Origin of the sequence: Aeromonas sp. 2MA4, from assembly GCF_029237305.1 — a bacterium.
GTDB classification, from domain to species: Bacteria; Pseudomonadota; Gammaproteobacteria; order Enterobacterales; family Aeromonadaceae; genus Aeromonas; species Aeromonas salmonicida.
This window is the reverse complement of the sequence record NZ_JAACFY010000019.1, coordinates 1-19,612: the sequence shown is the minus strand read 5'-3', so window position 1 is coordinate 19,612 and position 19,612 is coordinate 1. Positions and strand designations below refer to the sequence as shown.

Annotated in this window: 18 protein-coding genes and 8 tRNA genes; 22 read left to right on the top strand and 4 right to left on the bottom strand. The window is 57.4% G+C overall.

Features of this window, described 5'->3' with window-relative positions:
- Positions 1 to 80: 80 nt before the first annotated feature.
- Both GWQ31_RS17435 and GWQ31_RS17430 read right to left on the bottom strand, forming a co-directional pair.
- Positions 81 to 1,004: a GNAT family N-acetyltransferase gene (locus GWQ31_RS17435; RefSeq protein WP_275909898.1), complete on the bottom strand. Its 924-nt coding sequence runs from the start codon at positions 1,002 to 1,004 to the stop codon at positions 81 to 83.
- 204 nt (positions 1,005 to 1,208) lie between these two features.
- On the bottom strand, positions 1,209 to 2,246 hold the full coding sequence (locus GWQ31_RS17430; RefSeq protein ID WP_192896352.1) for an alkene reductase: 1,038 nt from the start codon (positions 2,244 to 2,246) through the stop codon (positions 1,209 to 1,211).
- 187 nt (positions 2,247 to 2,433) lie between these two features.
- Here GWQ31_RS17430 and GWQ31_RS17425 point away from each other — a divergent pair, with 187 nt between their 5' ends.
- Positions 2,434 to 3,000: a TetR/AcrR family transcriptional regulator gene (locus tag GWQ31_RS17425; RefSeq protein ID WP_275909897.1), complete on the top strand. Its 567-nt coding sequence runs from the start codon at positions 2,434 to 2,436 to the stop codon at positions 2,998 to 3,000.
- Positions 3,001 to 3,108: 108 nt separating this feature from the next.
- Here the strand turns inward: GWQ31_RS17425 and GWQ31_RS17420 are convergent, their stop codons facing one another.
- Together GWQ31_RS17420 and GWQ31_RS17415 are read right to left on the bottom strand one after the other, a co-directional pair.
- Complete coding sequence (locus GWQ31_RS17420) at positions 3,109 to 4,833, bottom strand: proline--tRNA ligase (RefSeq protein ID WP_275909896.1); 1,725 nt, start codon at positions 4,831 to 4,833, stop codon at positions 3,109 to 3,111.
- Positions 4,834 to 4,969: 136 nt separating this feature from the next.
- The gene (locus GWQ31_RS17415) at positions 4,970 to 6,979 is read right to left on the bottom strand and encodes a methyl-accepting chemotaxis protein (protein ID WP_275909895.1); all 2,010 of its coding nucleotides are present in this window, start codon (positions 6,977 to 6,979) and stop codon (positions 4,970 to 4,972) included.
- A gap of 239 nt (positions 6,980 to 7,218) precedes the next feature.
- Between GWQ31_RS17415 and ruvA the strand changes: the two genes are divergently transcribed.
- From ruvA to GWQ31_RS17310, 21 genes are all read left to right on the top strand, one after another.
- Positions 7,219 to 7,833: a Holliday junction branch migration protein RuvA gene (gene ruvA, locus GWQ31_RS17410; protein ID WP_005313314.1), complete on the top strand. Its 615-nt coding sequence runs from the start codon at positions 7,219 to 7,221 to the stop codon at positions 7,831 to 7,833.
- A gap of 8 nt (positions 7,834 to 7,841) precedes the next feature.
- Positions 7,842 to 8,852: a Holliday junction branch migration DNA helicase RuvB gene (gene ruvB / locus GWQ31_RS17405; protein ID WP_005313309.1), complete on the top strand. Its 1,011-nt coding sequence runs from the start codon at positions 7,842 to 7,844 to the stop codon at positions 8,850 to 8,852.
- A gap of 935 nt (positions 8,853 to 9,787) precedes the next feature.
- Positions 9,788 to 11,344: a cytochrome ubiquinol oxidase subunit I gene (locus GWQ31_RS17400; protein WP_005313307.1), complete on the top strand. Its 1,557-nt coding sequence runs from the start codon at positions 9,788 to 9,790 to the stop codon at positions 11,342 to 11,344.
- 12 nt (positions 11,345 to 11,356) lie between these two features.
- Positions 11,357 to 12,493 carry a cytochrome d ubiquinol oxidase subunit II gene (gene cydB / locus GWQ31_RS17395; RefSeq protein ID WP_099991635.1) on the top strand — a complete coding sequence of 379 codons (1,137 nt, stop codon included), beginning with the start codon at positions 11,357 to 11,359 and terminating at the stop codon, positions 12,491 to 12,493.
- A gap of 14 nt (positions 12,494 to 12,507) precedes the next feature.
- A complete protein-coding gene (gene cydX, locus GWQ31_RS17390; RefSeq protein ID WP_005313303.1) occupies positions 12,508 to 12,624 on the top strand; it encodes a cytochrome bd-I oxidase subunit CydX in 117 nt (38 codons plus the stop codon).
- Positions 12,611 to 12,922: a cyd operon YbgE family protein gene (locus tag GWQ31_RS17385; RefSeq protein WP_005313299.1), complete on the top strand. Its 312-nt coding sequence runs from the start codon at positions 12,611 to 12,613 to the stop codon at positions 12,920 to 12,922. The genes cydX and GWQ31_RS17385 overlap by 14 nt, the downstream gene beginning before the upstream one ends.
- A 105-nt stretch (positions 12,923 to 13,027) precedes the next feature.
- Positions 13,028 to 13,435 carry a tol-pal system-associated acyl-CoA thioesterase gene (gene ybgC / locus GWQ31_RS17380; RefSeq protein ID WP_005313296.1) on the top strand — a complete coding sequence of 136 codons (408 nt, stop codon included), beginning with the start codon at positions 13,028 to 13,030 and terminating at the stop codon, positions 13,433 to 13,435.
- Positions 13,425 to 14,114, top strand: coding sequence for a protein TolQ (gene tolQ, locus GWQ31_RS17375; RefSeq protein ID WP_005313294.1), 690 nt, complete (start codon positions 13,425 to 13,427; stop codon positions 14,112 to 14,114). Before ybgC ends, tolQ begins: the two co-directional genes overlap by 11 nt.
- Positions 14,114 to 14,560, top strand: a complete 447-nt coding sequence (tolR, locus tag GWQ31_RS17370; RefSeq protein ID WP_005313291.1) for a protein TolR — start codon at positions 14,114 to 14,116, stop codon at positions 14,558 to 14,560. Before tolQ ends, tolR begins: the two co-directional genes overlap by 1 nt.
- Before the next feature lie 5 nt (positions 14,561 to 14,565).
- Positions 14,566 to 15,729, top strand: coding sequence for a cell envelope integrity protein TolA (gene tolA / locus GWQ31_RS17365; protein WP_275909894.1), 1,164 nt, complete (start codon positions 14,566 to 14,568; stop codon positions 15,727 to 15,729).
- Positions 15,730 to 15,806: 77 nt separating this feature from the next.
- On the top strand, positions 15,807 to 17,132 hold the full coding sequence (gene tolB, locus GWQ31_RS17360; protein WP_096119680.1) for a Tol-Pal system beta propeller repeat protein TolB: 1,326 nt from the start codon (positions 15,807 to 15,809) through the stop codon (positions 17,130 to 17,132).
- A 49-nt stretch (positions 17,133 to 17,181) separates the two neighbouring features.
- Positions 17,182 to 17,706, top strand: coding sequence for a peptidoglycan-associated lipoprotein Pal (gene pal / locus GWQ31_RS17355; RefSeq protein ID WP_005313284.1), 525 nt, complete (start codon positions 17,182 to 17,184; stop codon positions 17,704 to 17,706).
- An 86-nt stretch (positions 17,707 to 17,792) separates the two neighbouring features.
- A complete protein-coding gene (ybgF, locus tag GWQ31_RS17350) occupies positions 17,793 to 18,593 on the top strand; it encodes a tol-pal system protein YbgF (RefSeq protein WP_017412184.1) in 801 nt (266 codons plus the stop codon).
- A 174-nt stretch (positions 18,594 to 18,767) separates the two neighbouring features.
- Positions 18,768 to 18,843 (top strand) — tRNA-Lys (locus GWQ31_RS17345).
- Positions 18,844 to 18,873: 30 nt separating this feature from the next.
- Positions 18,874 to 18,949, top strand: a tRNA-Val gene (locus GWQ31_RS17340).
- A gap of 58 nt (positions 18,950 to 19,007) precedes the next feature.
- Positions 19,008 to 19,083 (top strand) — tRNA-Lys (locus tag GWQ31_RS17335).
- A 21-nt stretch (positions 19,084 to 19,104) separates the two neighbouring features.
- Positions 19,105 to 19,180, top strand: a tRNA-Val gene (locus GWQ31_RS17330).
- A gap of 23 nt (positions 19,181 to 19,203) precedes the next feature.
- A tRNA-Lys gene (locus GWQ31_RS17325) sits at positions 19,204 to 19,279 on the top strand.
- Positions 19,280 to 19,297: 18 nt separating this feature from the next.
- Positions 19,298 to 19,373 (top strand) — tRNA-Val (locus GWQ31_RS17320).
- A 24-nt stretch (positions 19,374 to 19,397) separates the two neighbouring features.
- A tRNA-Lys gene (locus GWQ31_RS17315) sits at positions 19,398 to 19,473 on the top strand.
- 17 nt (positions 19,474 to 19,490) lie between these two features.
- Positions 19,491 to 19,566 (top strand) — tRNA-Val (locus GWQ31_RS17310).
- The last annotated feature ends 46 nt before the right edge of the window (positions 19,567 to 19,612 follow it).

The following is a 19,612-nucleotide window of genomic DNA, read 5'->3' as shown; positions in this document are numbered from 1 at the left end:
CACCGTTTATAGGCAACTTGTTTGCTCCCTTCTCCCCTCGCGGGAGAAGGGCTGGGGATGAGGGGGATAGGAGCTCACATTTACTCTGCCGGCATCAGCTCCAGCACCATGCAGATCTCGCAGGCATCGTGGCCGGTACAGCCGAGCGGCCCAGGCAGATGTTCGAAGCCGAGGGATTCGTAGAGCGTGGTCGCCTCGCGCAACACCTCTGTGGTTTCCAGATAGCAGCGCTGGTAACCGAGGGTGCGTGCCTCGTCCAGTGCCAGCAGCACCAGCCGTCGACCCAGCCCCAACCCGCGCAGGGAGGGCATGAAGTACATCTTCTGCAGCTCGCAGACCTGATCCTCTTCCCCCGCCAGCGGCGCTATGCCGCCGCCGCCGAGGATGGTGCCATCAGGCCCTTCGATCACCCAGTAGCGGCTCATCTCCCCCAGATAGGTCTCGTGCAGTCGATCGAGGTCAGGGTCGGCCACCCCGTAGCCCTTGTCGGCGGTGAGGCCGTATTCGGCGGAGACGGCGCGCACCACAGCGGCGATATGGGGATTGTCGGCGGCAGTGATGGAACGGATGCGGTAGCCCTGCTGACGGCGGGCACGGGAGAGGGCGCTGCGGTAGAGACGCAGGCCGGCCCACAACTGCTCACGTTCGCTCAGGGTGAGCTGGGCCAGGGTCTCTTCCATGGCGCTGTCCATCTCCTGATGCAGCACCAGTAGTTGGGCCTGGCCGGCGATGGTGAGGCGCGCCTCCTTGCTGCGTCCATCGGACGGATGGGGGTGCCAGCTGATGAGCTCCCGTTCGGCGAGGCGGGCCAGCGGGCGGCTGGCATTGGACTTGTCGATGCGCAGCCGCTCGGCCAGTTGCTGGTTGGTGGCGGGGCCGCTCTCCAGTTCGATTAGCAGATGTGCTTCGAGCGGGGTGAGCGCCAGCTCGCCACACTGCTGGGAGAGCATGCCGAGTTCGCGAACCAGATCGCGCGACAGGGCGCGCAGGGGACGGGGATCCATATCAGGGCTTCCTATTTGGTTGTCTTCAACAACCAATATAACTAACTAGTTGTATCTAGCAACTTTTTTATGGGGGGGAGTGGTGGATCATGAGGCGGACAAGGAGAGGCCGGACATAAAAAAGGGCCCGAAAGGGGCCCAAACATTGGAAACCCGCGCCCGGGGGCGCGGATCCCATCCTTGGTTGGTCATGAACCGGCGTGTTTACACCAGCTCTGTCAGCATGGCGTCGGCATAAGGGGTCAGTGCCTCGCCCTTCTGCACTTTGGCGAGATAGTCCGGGTTGGCGATCAGCGGGCGGCCAATGGCGATGAGGTCGAACCGGTTGGCTTTGATGGCATCCAGAGCTGTGTCGGCGCTGTAGTTGCCAACTCCGACCAGATGGCCGTCGTAGTGGGCGCGCAGATAGTCGGAGGCGTGGCCATCCAGATAGTCAAAGGTGAGGCTGTCATCGAAGATGCCCAGATGCACATAGGCCAGGGCGCGCTGGTTCAGCTCGGCCAGCAGATAATCGAACACGGCGCGATCCCGCTTGTCACCTTCCAGATGCACATAGGCACCGGGGGAGAGCCGCAGGCCCACCCGCTCAGATCCGATGCGGGCGTTGACCGCATCCACCACTTCCAGTGCGAAGCGACTCATGTTTTCCGGGCTGCCGCCGTACTGATCGGTACGCAGGTTGCTCGAATGGTGCAGGAACTGATCGATGAGGTAGCCGTTGGCACCGTGGATCTCCACCCCGTCAAAACCTGCTTCAATGGCGTTGGCAGCGGCCTGGGCGTAATCCTCGGCCAGCTGGCCTATCTCGGCCACTGTCAGGGGACGGGGGACCTGATACTCCAGCTCGCGCATGCGCGGTACCGTGCCCTCATGGGCGACGGCAGACGGTGCCAGCACTTCGCCATGATGGAAGAAAGGATGGGAGAGGCGACCCACGTGCCACAGTTGGGCGAAGATTTTGCCGCCATTGGCGTGTACGGCGCTGGTGACTTTTTTCCAGCCTTCGATCTGCTCCGGGCTGTAGAGTCCGGGGGTATTGGGATAGCCCTGGCCATCTGGGCGAATGATGGTGGCTTCGGAGATGATGAGGCCGATATCGGCACGACGGGCGTAATAGGCGGCCATCTGTTCGGTGGGCACCAGGCCCGGGCCGGCCATGCAACGGGTAAGCGGTGCCATCATGAAGCGATTCGCGAGAGTGAGGGTGTCGTTGAGGCGATAGGGCTGAAACAGGGTATTCATGATCGTCTGTCCTGAGGGATTGATTCTTGAACGTGCATTCAAGACGTTTTTTGTTTTGTGTGCAAGTCTTTTTTGAACGAGCATTCAACATGGGTTGGTCTTGCCTGCCTGCTGGGGTAAACTTGCCGCCCTTTTTGTTCCCCCTCATCGGCTCTGCGCCGGTGATCGCTTTTTCAACGGAGAAACCATGCGCAGCGCCGAGTTCAACCGGGACGACGTCTTGCGAAATGCCATGGAGGCATTTCGGGCCAAGGGTTACGCCAAGACCACCATGCAGGAGCTGGTGGCTGCGACCGGGTTGCATCCGGGCAGCCTCTACGCGGCGTTTGGCAATAAACGCGGCCTGCTGCTGGCGGCGGTCGATCACTATGTGCAGGAAAAAAGTGCGCTGCGCCGTGGCTTCTTTGCCGGCCAGAGTCCGCTGGCGGGGGTGCAGGCCTACCTCAGCCAGATAGTGAACGATGCCCTGTGCGGCACCTGTCTGGTGACGCGTACTCTGATGGAGTTGGCGGAGCAGGACGAAGAGCTGCACTTGCGGCTCAAGGCCATCTATGCCGAGCTGGACGCCGATCTGGCGCATATCCTGAGTCTCGCCCAGCAGCGCGGCGAGCTGATGGCCGACCGCGATATCCCGACCCTGACCGCCTTCCTGCTGATCAACATTCAGGGTCTGGTCACCTTTGCCCAGTGTCGCCCCGACCACGCCCTGCTCGATGGCGTCGTCACCCAGCTGATGACGGCCCTGCGAGCCTGAGTCGTAGGGGGAGCTGATGGCCCTTCGGCCTGTCAGGCTCAGGGCCAGCAGAAAACAAAAAGCGCGCCGATTGGCGCGCTTTTTTATACCAGCAGCGGCGGCGTGGGATTAACGACCCAGCTTGGCCTTGAGCATGGCAACGATCTCTGTGATCGCCACTTCCTGCTTCTCGCCGGAGCGGCGGCACTTGTACTCCACCACGCCGTTGTCCAGACCGCGATCGCCGATGACGATGGCGTGCGGCACACCCAGCAGCTCCATGTCGGCGAACATCACGCCCGGGCGCTCTTTACGGTCGTCGAACAGCACGTCCACACCAGCCGCTTTCAGCTCGGCGTAGAACTGCTGTGCCTGTTCGGCCACTCGCTCGGATTTGTGCATGTTCATCGGCACGATTGCCACTTCGAACGGCGCTATGGCGTCTGGCCAGATGATGCCGTACTGGTCGTTGTTCTGCTCGATGGCCGCAGCCACCAGACGGGAAACCCCGATACCGTAGCAACCCATCTCCATGGTGACGGACTTGCCGCCTTCGTTCAGCACGCTCGCCTTCATGGCTTCGGAGTACTTGGTACCCAGCTGGAAGATATGGCCCACTTCGATACCGCGCTTGAGCAGCAGCTTGCCCTGGCCGCACGGGCTCGGGTCGCCTTCCACCACGTTGCGCAGGTCGGCAACGTCAAAGGTGGCGATATCGCGATCCCAGTTGGCACCGGTCAGGTGGAAGCCGGTTTCGTTGGCGCCGCAGACGAAGTCCGCCAGATGGGCGGCGCTGCGATCGGCAATGATGCGACCGGCAAAGCCGACCGGACCGATGGAGCCCGTATCGCAACCGGCGGCAGCCTTGATCTGTTCGTCGTTGGCGAAGGTCAGCGGGTTGGCGACACCAGCCAGCTTCTCGGCTTTAATTTCGTTCAGTTCGTGGTCGCCACGCAGCACCAGGGCGATGACGGCCTGCTTGCCGTGCTCATCCGCTTCGGCCAGTACCAACAGGGTCTTGGCGATGGCGGTCGGTGCCACGCTCAGGAAAGCAGCTACTTCGTCGATGGTGTGGACATTCGGAGTGGCCACCTTGCTCAGGGCTGCGGTGGCGGCAGGACGCGCGCCAACGGGTGCCAGCGCTTCAGCCATCTCTATGTTGGCGGCGTAATCTGAGGTATCGGAGAAGGCAATCAAGTCTTCACCGCTCTCGGCCAGTACCTGGAATTCATGGGAGCCGGTGCCGCCGATGGAGCCGGTATCGGCCTGCACAGGACGGAAGTTCAGCCCCATGCGGGTAAAGGCGGCGCAGTAGGCGGCGTGCATCCGCTCGTAGGTCTCGATCAGCGAGGCCTTGTCGATGTGGAAGGAGTAGGCGTCCTTCATCAGGAACTCGCGACCGCGCATCACGCCGAAACGGGGACGCACTTCATCGCGGAACTTGGTCTGGATCTGGTAGAGGTTGAGCGGCAGCTGCTTGTAGCTGTTCACCTCGTAACGGACCAGGGAGGTGATCACCTCTTCGTGGGTCGGACCCAGTACGAAGGGGCGGTTGTGGCGGTCGGTCAGGCGGCACAGCTCGGGGCCGTAGTCGTCCCAGCGGCCTGACTCCTGCCACAGCTCGGCGGGTTGTACCACCGGCATGGAGACTTCGATGGCGCCAGCATTGTTCATCTCTTCGCGAACAATGTTCTCGATCTTTTTCAGTACCCGCAGGCCGGACGGCAGCCAGGCATACATGCCGGAGGCCAGTTTGCGGATCATGCCGGCGCGCAGCATCAGCTGATGACTGACGACTTCGGCGTCGGACGGGGTTTCCTTGAGAGTGGAAAGCAGGTATTGGCTGGTACGCATCGCTCGTGACCTTAGATAAGACGGGCCGCGGGGCCCTGGATAAATTCAAGAGCGGAATTTTAACAGGGAGGGCCCTGTGGCCCAAGGGCTAAATTTAGCGCAGCGGGAGAAAGCGGGGGCGGTGCCCCCGCCCGTGTCAGACCCGAAATTGCGACAGCAGTCGCTGTTGCAGCAGGCTGGCCTGATGGAGGGAGGAGGCGAGCTGCAGGCACTCCTGCGCCTCCTGCTCCCCTGTCTGGGCCTGCAGGCTGATGCCGGAGACCTTGTCCGAGGTGTGGCTCAGAGTGTGGGAGAGCTGACCTGTGGCATCCGCCACCTGCTGTACCATGTCGGCCAGATGGTCGATGGCCTCCTCCACCTTGAACAGGATTTGCTTGGTGTTGTCGGAGTCCTCCATCCCCGATTCCACGGTTTTCAGGTTGCGCTGCATCATCAAATAAGCCTTCTCGGTTTGCTGCTGAATGCTGTTGATCACCTCGGTTATCTCGGCGCTGGAGGCGGCGGTGCGGTTGGCCAGGGTGCGTACCTCGTCCGCCACCACGGCAAAGCCCCGGCCCATTTCGCCGGCCCGGGCTGCCTCGATGGCGGCGTTGAGGGCCAGCAGGTTGGTTTGCTCCGAGATACTGCTGATGGTGGAGATGATCTGGCCAATCTGGCTGGCCTGCTCCTTGAGGGCGTTGATGGCATTGGCACATTCCCCCACTTCCACCACCACTCGCTGCATGCCTGCGCTGGCAGAGGCCACATACTGACTGCTCTCCGTTGTCAGCTGACGGACCTGATTGGCATTTTGTGCGGCCAGACTGCAGTTATCCGAGATGGAGGTGGCGACCTGTACCATCTGCTCGCTGTCGTGATGCAGCGCCTGGGCGTGTTCGGCGGTCTGACGGCTGCTCTGGCTGATGGCCTCGACCCGGTTGACCGAGGTGTGCACGTGGTCGCTGATGTGCTGATTGTTGTCCATGGTGGAGCTGATCATTTTTTGCAGCTTTTCGATGAAGCGATCCACGCTGCCCGCCAGCGAGCCTAGTTCATCGTCCCGCTTGAGGTTGATGCGAGCATTGAGATCCCCGTCGCCCGCGGCTATATCCTGCATGCGCTGGTCAACTTGCAGCAGGGGTTTGACTATGGTGCGCACCAGCCAGAAGCCACACAGAGTGACAATCAGCAGGCTCAGCACCAGACCGCCCAGGATCAGGTTTTTGGTATAACCGATGATGGTATTGAGCTGGTTCACCTGATCCTCGACTGTCGCATCGCCCTGGGCCTCGACCTCGACCAGCGCCTGTTTGAGTTGTTCGGCACTGCTCTCGTAAAGAGCCAGCTGACGCTGGTAATCAGTCAGGGCCGCGATCCACTCACTTGTCAGCCGCGTGCTGTCGGCCAGCAGGGCGCGATACTGAGTGGAAAGCGACTGGCCGGCAAACTCCCCTTCACCGGGCACATCGAACAGGCCGGTCGCCAGCATGCCGTCCACCGCTTCCTGATAGAAGCGGTTTGCCTCAGTCAGTTCGGCCTGGATGGCGGGGGTGGGGCCTTCACTCTGCATCTTCTCCAGGGCATAGAGCTGACGCAGGAAACCTATGTTGGCCTCCATGCCGCCGTCGGCCGCCTGCCAGCGGGTGGAGAGGCCGCCGTTCCAGCTGATGGCCTGATCAGGTGACTGGGTGAGGCTCTCGACCGCGCCATCACCGATCACCTCCAGCTGGGTTGAGAGGCGTGACATGCGCTCCGAACTGGCGCGCAGTGCCTGATCGATACCGGTAAAGGTGCGGTAGAGCGTCAGCAGTTTTTCCTGCTGTTGCTGATACGTCTGCTCATGCTGGTTCATGGTACTGATAGCCGTCGTATCGATGAGCTTGCCTTCCTCAACCCGTTGCAGGGCCTCGGTGGCTGCCTGTTTGGCTCGCTGCAGCTCGGGCTCGTCAAGGGGCATGCCTCTGAGCATTTTCTGGATATACAGAGACTGGTTGCCCAGCTCGATGGATCCCTCCATGGCGCCATCGGCGGTTTGCCAGGCGGCGCCCAATACATAGGAGAGCAAGTCGGCTAGCCGCTGGCTGCCATACCAGCCGATCGCGCCCATGCCCAGTGTGCAACCGAGCAGGATAGTCAGCCCAAGATTCGATGTAGTGACAATTTTCATGATGCAGGACCTTCCCTGGTTCCGAACAAACCCAATTCAGTGTTCTATCAATGGCCAAGATTCGCCATTCCCGGTGGAAAATAAAGTTACTGCCCAGATCCGATCCAAGCATGGCTCCGAAAGCGCCAGAATGCCGAGAATCCTCTGTCATCCGTCACCGCCCTATGCTGGATACTTATCCAGTTATTCTTTATGCTATGACCCAATTTACAGATAGATGGTTTGGCGAGGAGAGAGCCGTGATTGGTCGCTTGAGAGGCGTAGTCATTGAGAAACAACCCCCCGAGGTGCTGCTGGAAGTCGGGGGCCTGGGTTATGAAGTACAGATGCCCATGAGCTGCTTCTATGATCTGCCCGAGATCGGCAAGGAAGTGACCATCCACACTCACTTCGTGGTGCGTGAAGATGCCCAGCTGCTGTATGGCTTCAATCACAAGCAGGAGCGGGCGCTGTTTCGCGAGCTGATCAAAACCAATGGCGTCGGCCCCAAGCTGGCGCTGGCCATTCTCTCCGGCATGACCGCCACCCAGTTTGTGCTGAGTGTCGAGCGTGAGGAGATAAGCTCCCTGATCAAGTTGCCAGGCGTGGGCAAGAAGACCGCCGAGCGGCTGGTGGTGGAGATGAAGGACAGGCTCAAGGGCTGGGTCAGCCACGATCTCTTCTCGCCGGCCGAGATCAGCCTGCCAGCCAGGGAGAGCGTCCTGCGTGCCCCGGATTCGAGCGAAGAGGCGGCCAGTGCACTGGTGGCGCTTGGCTACAAGCCGCAGCAGGCCAGCCAGATCGTCAGCAAGATAGCCAAAGAGGGAATGTCGGTTGAAGATATCATCCGTGAATCCCTGCGTAGTCTGGTGTGAGGTAGGCAATGATTGAAGCGGACCGTCTCATTTCCGCCACTGGCGTGCGTGAGGATGAGATCATCGATAGGGCCATACGGCCAAAGATGCTGGCCGATTACACAGGTCAGGATCCCGTCTGCGAGCAGATGGAGATCTTCATCGAGGCGGCCCGCCAGCGTGGTGAGGCACTCGATCACCTGTTGATCTTCGGCCCGCCGGGTCTGGGCAAGACAACGCTTGCGAACATAGTCGCCAACGAGATGGGGGTCAACATCAAGACCACCTCGGGCCCTGTGCTGGAGAAAGCCGGTGATCTGGCGGCTCTGCTCACCAACCTCGAACCGAACGACGTCTTGTTCATCGATGAGATCCACCGTCTCAGCCCTGTGGTGGAGGAGGTACTCTATCCGGCGATGGAGGATTACCAGCTCGACATCATGATAGGGGAGGGCCCTGCCGCTCGCTCCATCAAGCTCGACTTGCCACCCTTTACTCTGATCGGGGCCACCACCCGGGCCGGCTCCCTGACCAGCCCGCTGCGGGATCGTTTCGGCATCGTCCAGCGGCTGGAGTTTTACAACGTCAAGGATCTGACCGATATCGTCTCTCGCAGTGCCCGCTGTCTGGGACTGGAGATGACAGGTGACGGCGCCCTGGAGTTGGCCCGTCGCTCTCGCGGTACGCCGCGTATTGCTAACCGCTTGTTGCGCCGGGTGCGCGACTTTGCCCAGGTCAAGTCTGATGGCCGGATCGATGGACCCATAGCGGCCCGTGCCATGGACATGCTGGACGTGGACAATGAAGGTTTCGACTTCATGGACCGCAAGCTATTGTTGGCTGTCATAGACAAGTTTATGGGGGGCCCTGTGGGTCTCGATAACCTGGCGGCTGCCATAGGTGAAGAAAAAGATACTATCGAGGATGTACTGGAACCTTATTTGATCCAGCAGGGCTACCTGCAACGTACACCCAGAGGGCGGATGGCGACACCAAGAGCTTATGCACATTTTGGCCTGCAACGGCCAGATGAAAGGTGAAAACAGCTGTTTGAACAAAAAAACCGCCATCAAGGGCGGTTTTTTGTTATCCGGACATAAAAAAGCCCACGGCACAGGCGGTGGGCAAAGACAATTCAGGATGGATGTTCACAGACAGTGAGTGCGTCTGGACACAGACCGGAAAAAACAGAGGAGCCGTCGCGAGGCCTCAGAGTCGGTTCATTTGATAGAGCTGAACGAACGAAAGCTTGTAGTAACGGATGGTTTTAGCAACAAACTTTTTCATCTTAAATTCCAATAGACAGGTTCGAAATGTTCATCGAATACGTGCCGGGAACCCGGATTGACCGGCCTGTATCCAAGGGGATGCCCTCACTGCGAGGCGCATTGTAGGGGCTCTGTCTGACTCGGACAAACAAGAAAAATTGAGCATGTCAGATTAGATTAACTAATCATTTATCTGGTCTGTTCAATTAGCATGAAAATGCGTTTTTACTGGTTTTAAATTGAGTTGGTTGGCAGCGCTGGCAGGCGGGGGAAACATAATGAAATTCACGTTGGAAGTCATTTTTTAACAGAACTGCCACTTATTGATCGAGATAATAAAATTGATTTAAATCAATGATTTGTGATTTTCAGTTTTTTGTGACACAGCTCTCCAAATTAAATGGAATTGAGCGTGAAAATGCCTTTAAAAGGCATGTATTCATGGTGGTTTTACATTGATTTCAATCAAATAAAGGTGATATAAAACACCGGTCATTATGGGCAGGAATAAAGCAAGCTAGATTGTTTTGCAATTGTTAAACATTAGCTTTTTTTGTTCCTCGATATTGCCTTGTTGTTAATGCTGGTAGCAGTCGAAACCGGTCGTCAGTGCAAACTGGAACATGACCGATCATTCGGGGACTTCCAACGGAAGCTTTGTCCTTAAAACTTAAAATAGCCGTGCCAATAATCGGTGAGGAAACATCATGATTGCTGAGCATGTGGTAGACCTATCGCGGTTCCAATTTGCTGCGACGGCCCTTTATCACTTCCTGTTTGTGCCCCTGACGCTCGGAATGGCCTTCATTCTGGCGATCATGGAATCTGTCTATGTGATGACCAACAACACTGTCTACCGGGACATGACCAAGTTCTGGGGCAAGTTGTTTGGTATTAACTTCGCCCTCGGGGTTACCACAGGGCTGACCATGGAGTTTCAGTTCGGTACCAACTGGGCCTACTACTCCCACTATGTCGGTGATATCTTCGGGGCCCCGCTGGCCATCGAAGGGCTGATGGCGTTCTTCCTGGAATCCACCTTTGTCGGCATGTTCTTCTTTGGTTGGGACCGCCTGACCAAGCGTCAGCATCTGGCTGCAACCTGGTTGATGGCGCTGGGGACCAACCTTTCCGCCCTCTGGATCCTGGTGGCCAACGGCTGGATGCAGAACCCGGTCGGTGCCGAGTTCAACTTCGAGTCCATGCGGATGGAGATGGTGAGCTTCGCCGAGTTGGTCTTCAACCCGGTCGCTCAGGTCAAGTTTGTCCATACGGTCGCGGCTGGCTACACCACGGGCGCCATGTTCGTGCTGGGTATCTCTTCTTACTACCTGCTGAAGAATCGTGATGTGGCCTTCGCCCGTCGCTCCTTCGCCATCGCAGCTGCCTTCGGTATGGCCTCCATCCTCTCTGTGCTGATCCTGGGTGACGAGTCCGGCTACGAGACAGGTGAAGTGCAGAAGGTGAAGTTGGCGGCCATCGAAGCCGAGTGGGACACAGAACCTGCACCGGCTGCATTTACCCTGTTCGGCATTCCGAATCAGGAAGAGATGCGTACCGATTACGCCATCAAGATCCCCTATGCGCTCGGCATCATTGCTACCCGCTCTCTGGACGGCCAGGTGACCGGCCTCAAGGATCTGAAGAGCGAGCACGAGCTGCGTGTGCGTAACGGCATGAACGCTTACGATCTGCTGACCAAGCTGCAATCCGGCGACAAGTCCGAAGATACCCTGGCACGCTTCGATGAAGTGAAACAGGATCTCGGCTACGGTCTGCTGCTCAAGCGTTACACCAGCAATGTGACAGACGCGACCGACGAACAGATCAAGGCCGCCGTGGATGACTCCATCCCGCAGGTTCTGCCGCTGTTCTTCGCTTTCCGCATCATGGTTGCCTGCGGCATGCTGATGCTGGTACTGATCGGTCTGGCCTTCTATGACAGTGCTCGTCACCGTATCGGTGAGCGAAAGTGGCTGCTCAAAGCCCTGCTGTGGGGTATTCCGCTGCCTTGGATCGCCATCGAGGCGGGCTGGTTTGTCGCCGAGTATGGCCGTCAACCCTGGACCATAGCCGAAGTGCTGCCGACCTCGCTCTCTGCATCCAACGTGCCTGCGTCCGAGATCTGGTTCTCCCTGATCGGGATCTTCCTGTTCTATACCGTACTGCTGATCATCGAGATGTACCTGATGTTCAAGTATGCGCGTCTGGGCCCAAGCAGCCTGAAGACGGGCAAGTACCACTTCGAACAGAGCAAGGTATAAGGAGAGTAACCCATGTTTGATTACGAAATGTTGCGTCTGGTCTGGTGGGTACTGGTTGGCGTCTTGCTGATCGGCTTCGCCATCACCGACGGTTTCGATATGGGGGTGGGCGCACTGCTCCCCTTCGTCGGCAAGAAGGATGTGGAGCGTCGGGTGATGCTCAACACCATGGGCCCGCACTGGGAAGGCAACCAGGTATGGCTGGTCACGGCGGGCGGTGCCCTGTTCGCGGCCTGGCCCATGGTCTATGCGGCGGCCTTCTCGGGCTTCTACATCGCCATGATCCTGACCCTGATGGCGCTCTTCTTCCGTCCGGTCGGTTTCAAGTATCGCTCCCTGCGTGAAGACGCCAAGTGGCGCAGCAACTGGGACTGGGCACTGTTCGCTGGTAGTGCGGTTCCCCCCATAGTGTTCGGGGTGGCCTTTGGCAACCTGCTGCAGGGCGTGCCGTTCGAATTCAACCAGTTCATGATGCTGACCTATCACGGCAACTTCTTCGGCCTGCTCAATCCGTTCGGCATTCTGGCCGGTCTGGTGAGTCTGTTCATGCTGGTCACTCAGGGTGCGACCTGGCTGATGATGAAGACCGATGGTGAGGTGCTGGCGCGTTCCCGCACTGCTGCCATGATCTGCTCCCTGCTGACTCTGGTACTGTTCGGCCTGGCTGGCTGGTGGGTGAGTGGCATGGACGGCTACGTGGTCGTCAAGGCGGCTGCGACCGATGCGGTCTCCAATCCCATGAACAAGGAAGTGGTGCGCCAGGCCGGTGCCTGGATGAACAACTATGCCCTCTATCCCTGGATGATAGCCGCGCCGTTACTTGGCCTCTCCATGAGCCTGCTCACTGCGCTGTTTGCCAAGCTGAATAAAGGCTGGGTGGCGTTTACCTGTTCTTCATTGGCGGTTGCCGGCGTAATCCTGACCGCAGGCTTCTCCATGTTCCCGTTCGTGATGCCCTCGAGCCTCGAGCCGTCACTGAGCCTGACCATGTGGGATGCCACCGCATCGTTCAACACCCTGAAGGTGATGACGGTGGCGGCAGCTATCTTGGTACCGATTGTGCTGGCTTATACCATCTGGACCTACGTCAAGATGTTTGGTCGGGTGACCAGCAAGCACATCGAAGACAACCAACAATCGCTCTACTAAGAAGGTGCCCTGATATGTGGTATTTCACCTGGATCCTGGGTCTGTTGCTGGCGTGTTCATTTGGCATCATCAATGCGCTCTGGCTGGAACACAGCGAGAACATGGATCGTCAGATCGATGAAGACAAGTGATCGGCTCGCCCGGTTGGCCGCTCCTCTGGAGCGCCAACCCTGGCAGGGGTTGATGTTGGTAGCGGCGGCCCTGTTGGCCGTCGCTATTTTACAGGCCCCCAACCTGGTGGCCGCCAACACCAGTGAGCATGGGCTGTTGCTCGCTCCCTGGCTGATGTGGGCGGTCTGTTGCGGCGTCATGCACGGGCTGGGATTTCATCCCCGCAGCCTCATTGGCCGAGTGCTGTTTTGCCCCTGGCTCGCCTTGCCCAGTTTGTTGTATGGGCTCTGGTTGACCCAAGGCTATTTCCTTTCATAAAAAACGGGGGGAGGCAGGATTTCCCTGTCTCCCCCTGCTTCTTTCCTATTCAGCCCTGCGCTATGATAGCCCCCCATCTGACTGTCGAATGGATCACAGATTTTTATGGGGGAAGTCTCTGAGTTTCCGGTACGTGTCTACTACGAAGACACTGACGCCGGGGGCATCGTCTACAACGCCAATTATCTCAAGTTTATGGAACGTGCTCGCACCGAGTTTCTGCGCAGCGGCGGCATCGAACAGGATGTCTTGCTGCAAGCCGGATTCGCGTTTGTGGTGAGTCGAACAGAGATCGATTTCCGCTCGGCGGCCCGTTTTAATGAATTGTTGACCGTAATAACGCAAGTGACTGAAGTGAAACGTGCATCCATGCGCTTCTCACAGCAGATCCTGGCGGCTGATGGACGACTGATCACCCAGGCCATGGTACAGATAGCCTGTGTCAGTCATCCGCATATGAAACCTGTTGCAATACCAGAAAATGTGAAGGGAGTGCTGTTAAGTGCACGCTGAAATTTCGTTTATTGGCCTGTTTTGGCAAGCCAGCCTGTTGGTAAAACTGGTCATGATGACCCTGATGGGGATGTCGGTTGTCTCCTGGGCGCTGATCTTTCAACGCTCCAAGGTCATCAAGGCGGCCAATCTGGCATCCGAGCAGTTTGAAGACCGCTTCTGGTCCGGGGTCGATCTCAACCGCCTCTATCAGGAGTCTTCCTCCCGCCGCGATGATATCGAAGGCATGGAAGACATCTTCTATTCCGGCTTCAAGGAGTATGCTCGCCTGCTCAAGGCGGGCGCCCGTGGCCAGGATGCGGTGATGGACGGTACCTATCGTGCCATGCGGGTATCGCTTTCCCGCGCGGTGGACGAGCTGGAATCCAACCTGCCAGTGCTGGCAACCGTCGGCTCCATCAGCCCCTATATCGGCCTGTTTGGTACCGTATGGGGCATCATGAACGCCTTTATCGCCCTGGGCCAGGTACAGCAGGCTACTTTGCAGATGGTGGCTCCAGGTATCGCGGAAGCGCTGATCGCGACCGCCATGGGCCTGTTTGCCGCCATTCCTGCGGTTATTTTCTATAACCGGTTTACCAACAAGGTAGAGAAGCTGGAGAACGCCTACGCCAACTTCATGGACGAGTTCACCACCATACTGAACCGTCAAATTGCACAGCAGCAGGGTGATCAGTAATGCAAACCTATCAGCGGATCCGGCGCAAGAAGGTGTGCGAGATCAACGTGGTTCCCTATATCGACGTCATGCTGGTGCTGCTTATCATCTTCATGGCGGTGACGCCGGTGATCACGCAAGGGGTCAAGGTTGACCTGCCGCAAGCAGAATCCGAGCAGTTGCCGGAAGATGCCAAGCCCCCCTTCATTGTCAGCGTCAATACCGAAGGCGAGTACGTCATCAAGGCCGGTGAGGCCGACGATGAGCCGGTGCCGGCCGGGACGCCCGAGGCGATGCAGCAATACATCACCGAAAAGGCCATGGGCTATCTGGCCATCAACCAGAACGCCCCCGTCGTGGTGGCGGGTGACAAGTCCGTGCGCTACGAAGAGGTGATACTGCTGATGGTGGCCCTCAAGAATGCGGGCGTGCCTCAGGTTGGCCTGATGACAGATCCGGTGAACTGACGGAGATGGATGTGAAGCGTGGTATTTCCGGTTATCTCATCGCGTCGCTGCTGCTGCACCTGATCGTCGGCATCATTTTGCTGGTCGGGGTCGACTTCAGCAAACCGAAGCGGCCAGAGTCCAAGGGGCAGATCATCAATGCCGTCATGCTTGACGAGAACTTCCTCAACGAACAGGCCAAGCAGATCCAGCAGCAGAAGTCTCAGCCCAAGCCCCAGAAGGTAGAGAAAGAGCAGGATAAGGAAGACACGGACCTCGCCAAGCGTGAGCTGGCCCAGCAGCAGGAGCGGCTGCGTATCGCCGAGACCAAGCGCAAGGAAGCCGAAGAGGCGACCCGCAAGGCCGAGGCTGAGAAGCAGAAAAAAGTCGCCGAGCAGAAGCTGGCGGAAGAGAAGGCGCAGAAAGCCGAGGAAACCCGCAAGCTGGAAGAGCAGAAAACCAAGCAAGCCGAGGCTGAACGCAAGGCGGCAGAAGCCGAGAGCAAGGCGCTGGCGCTGAAGAAGAAAAAGGAACAAGAGAAGAAAGAGGCCGAGGAGAAGCAAGCCAAGGCTGAGGCTGCCAAGAAAGCAGAAGCGGACAAGAAGGCCAAGCAGGAAGCCGAGCAGAAAGCCAAGGCCGAAGCGGACAAGAAAGCCAAAGCAGAGGCCGAGAAAAAGGCCAAGGCGGAAGCGGACAAGAAAGCCAAGGAGGCCAAGGAAGAAGCTGCCAAGAAGGCAAAAGCTGACGCAGAGAAGAAAGCCAAGGCTGAAGCCGACAAGCAGGCCAAGATAGCGGCCGAGCGCAAGCGTAAAGCAGCCGAGCAAGCCAAGTTGCAAAAAGAGATGGAAGACATGATGCAGCAGCAGCTGGCGGCTGAGGCCAATGCTCGCAGTCAGGCGGCATCGGCAGCAGCGCAAGGTGAGGTCGACAAATATGCGTCTCTCATCAAGGCCACTGTTGAGCGTTATATGATTTTGGACCCCACCATGCGGGGCAAAACATGTACTATCGGCGTACGGCTTGCCAGCACTGGTTTTGTCATCTCGGTAGATAACGGCCAGGGTGACCCGGCAGTATGTCGTTCCGGCAAAGCGGCCGTATTGAAGGCAAACCAGTTGCCGGTGCCGAAAGATCCGGCAGCGTTCGAGTTGATGAAGGATCTGCGCCTTCAGCTAGCGCCAATGATTTAAGAAAGTGTTTCTGCTTTGATTGGCAAGGGTTGTTGATCAGAGAACTGAGTCTCAAATTGGAACTGAGAGTTTAAGCCATGATAAGAAAAGTGTTTTTTGCTTTGGTTGGCTGCTTGTTGCTGAGCCAGAGTGCTCAGGCGGCCTTGGACATCGTTATCACTGGCGGTATCGACAGTGCGCGACCCATTGCCATTGCCCCCTTCAAGTGGGAAGGCAATGGCCAGTTGCCGCAGGATATCGCGGAAGTGGTCTCCAACGACCTGATGCGCAGTGGCAAGTTCAAACCGCTGGCACGTGGCCAGATGCCGCAAACCCCTAGCTCAAGTGGCGAGATCAACTTCGCACCCTGGGCGTCCCAGGGGGTTGAGGCCGTCGTGGTCGGTTCCATTGCTGCGGTCGGCGACGGTACTTACAAGATCAACTTCGAGCTGGTCGACGTACTGAAGGGCCAGCTGGCCAAGACTCAGGGCGGGGAGAGCAACGGTTACATCCTGGATAGCCGGATGGCGACCATACCGGGTGCCCAGATGCGCCAGTTTGCTCACCGTATCTCCGACATCGTCTATGAGCGTCTGACGGGCGAGCGTGGTGCCTTCCTGACGCGGATTGCCTATGTCTCCATAGAGCATGGTACCCAATTCCCGTATCAGCTGCGCATTGCCGATTACGACGGTTACAACGAGAAAACACTGCTGCGCTCCCGTGAGCCGCTGATGTCGCCAGCCTGGTCGCCGGATGGCAGCAAGCTGGCTTACGTGAGTTTCGAGAACCAGAAGTCTGAAATCTATGTGCAGGACATCTACAACCAGCAGCGCAGCCTGATCTCCAGTTTCCGCGGCATCAACGGGGCGCCAAAGTGGTCTCCTGATGGTCGTCGATTGGCTATCGTGCTGTCCAAAGATGGTCAGCCCGATATCTATGTCATTGATGTTGCAAGCAAGCAGCTGACAAGGGTGACAAATACCCGGGTGATCGATACTGAACCGGCCTGGATGCCTGACGGGCAAACTTTGATTTTCACCTCTGAACGTGGTGGCAAACCCCAGATTTATAGCGTAAATTTGGCGACTGGCGTCACTCGCCGGATGACCTGGGAAGGAGAATCCAACCAGGGTGCCTCTGTCACGCCGGACGGCAAGTCCATGGTGATGGTGACCCGGGTTCAGGGACAATATCGCATCGCTCGTCAAGATATGGAAAGCGGAGCAATGTTGGTATTGACCCAGAGTGCTCTGGATGAGTCGCCAAGTGTGGCTCCCAATGGCAGCATGATCATTTATGCCACCATCTATCAAGGTCGCAAGAGCCTGGCGTTGGTATCGACCGATGGTCGTTTCAAGGCGGTCCTTCCGACCAGTAGCGGTGAAATTCGTGCACCAGCTTGGTCGCCCTTTTTGAATTGATAAAAATTCGATTGTTTTTTGTTTTGTTATAAAGGTTTAAGGAAATAGCATGCAACTCAATAAACTGCTCAAGGGTTTGGCCATCGCACTGCCACTGTTCACCCTGGCCGCTTGTAGCTCCTCTTCTGATTCTGACGCCGCTGGCGCCGAGTCAGGTATGACCGACGGCATGGGCGGTGTACAAACCGGTGGCGCCAACGGTATGTTGTCCCCGGAAGAGCAGATGCGTCAGAAGTTTGAAGCACTGCAACGTGACAATGTGATCTACTTCCCGTTTGATGGTTATGACATTCAGGGTCAGTACGCCGACCTGCTGGATGCACACGCCAGCTACCTGCGTGAGCGTCCGTCCGTCAAGGTGTTGATCGAAGGCCACGCCGATGAGCGCGGTACTCCGGAATACAACATCGCGTTGGGCGAGCGTCGTGCCAAGGCTGTTGCCAAGTATCTGCAAACCCTGGGTGTGCAGGCTGAGCAGCTCTCCATCGTCAGCTATGGCGAAGAGAAGCCGCTGGATCTGTCTCACACCGAGGATGCCTTTGCCAAAAACCGCCGTGCGGTTCTGGTTTACTAAGGTTTGATCCGAATTTAATTCGTATATAAGCAAGCGGCCATTTCGATGGCCGTTTTATTTGCACTAAACGCTAAGGTTTATTCCGAATGAAGCTCGTGTATAAGCAAGCGACTATTGTGATGGCCGTCTTATTTGCACTGAGTGCTCAGGCGGCTGCGCCTGTGAGCGACCTCAGTGGCAATGGCGGTGGTGGCGTGGCCCTCAGCGGCAACAATGGCGCCATCATGCCCACAGGCAGCCTGGAAGACAGGGTTGCCTTGCTGGAACGCACCCTCAATGCCCGTCTGCGTCTGCAGGCCGAATTGCAGCAACAGGTGGATTCCCTGCAAGGGGAGGTCTCTGAACTGCGTGGCCAGCTGGAGCAGCAAACCTACCAGATGGAACAGTCGCAAGAGCGTCAGCGTCAGCTCTATCAAGAGCTGGACAAGGTGGCCAACAGCAAGCCTGCTGCTGCCCCCGCCACGCCTGCGGCCGGTGCGAGTGCAGCCCCTGCGGCAAACTACTCTGCCAATCTGGATGAGAACCAGGCCTACGATGCGGCCGTGAACATGGTGCTCAAGGACAAAAACTACGACAAGGCCATTCCCGCCTTCGAAGGGTTCATCAAGCAGTACCCGAGTTCGAGCTATGTGCCGAATGCCCACTACTGGCTCGGTCAACTGCTGTTCAACAAGGGGGACAGGACCGGTGCCGCGGCGCAGTTCTCCACGGTAGCGAACAAGTTCAGCAAGTCTCCCAAGCGGGCCGATGCCCTGCTGAAACTGGGTATGCTGGCACAACTCGATGGCAAGAAAGCGGAAGCCAAAACCTTCTATGAGCAGGTGATCAAGGGCTACCCCAATACCTCGCCGGCCCAATTGGCCAAGCAGAGTCTGAGCAAGTTGTAACATTGCCGTAGGTCACTGTTTTCGTAACAATCTTGTAAATACGGCCCTGCTTTGTATGCGCAGTGAACAAACAGATTTAATTTAAGAATTTTCTATTGCGCCAGGATGATAAATCCGTAATATAGGCCGCCGTCAGAGCCGGAGCAGTATTGCAGCCGGTCCTGGTCGTGGTGAGGGTCGTTAGCTCAGTCGGTAGAGCAGTTGACTTTTAATCAATTGGTCGCTGGTTCGAATCCAGCACGACCCACCATTTCTCCACTAGGTGGAGACAGAATTCCCAGGTCGTTTAGCTCAGCTGGGAGAGCACCTCCCTTACAAGGAGGGGGTCACTGGTTCGATCCCAGTAACGACCACCAGTTTTGTGAGTAGAGTTGAAACTGTTTGCCGAAGGCGAACAGTGCCAGGCAAAGGTGGGGGTCGTTAGCTCAGTTGGTAGAGCAGTTGACTCTTAATCAATTGGTCGCTGGTTCGAACCCAGCACGACCCACCAGTTTGGCAACAAGCATTCCCAGGTCGTTTAGCTCAGCTGGGAGAGCACCTCCCTTACAAGGAGGGGGTCACTGGTTCGATCCCAGTAACGACCACCAGTTTGTAAAAAAATGATTTAGATGGGTCGTTAGCTCAGTCGGTAGAGCAGTTGACTTTTAATCAATTGGTCGCTGGTTCGAATCCAGCACGACCCACCATCATTTCCAGAATTCCCAGGTCGTTTAGCTCAGCTGGGAGAGCACCTCCCTTACAAGGAGGGGGTCACTGGTTCGATCCCAGTAACGACCACCAGTTTGTAAAAAAAATGATTTAGATGGGTCGTTAGCTCAGTCGGTAGAGCAGTTGACTTTTAATCAATTGGTCGCTGGTTCGAATCCAGCACGACCCACCATCATTTCCAGAATCCCAGGTCGTTTAGCTCAGCTGGGAGAGCACCTCCCTTACAAGGAGGGGGTCACTGGTTCGATCCCAGTAACGACCACCAGTTTGTAAAAAAAATGATTTAGATGGGTCGTTAGCTCAGTCGGTAG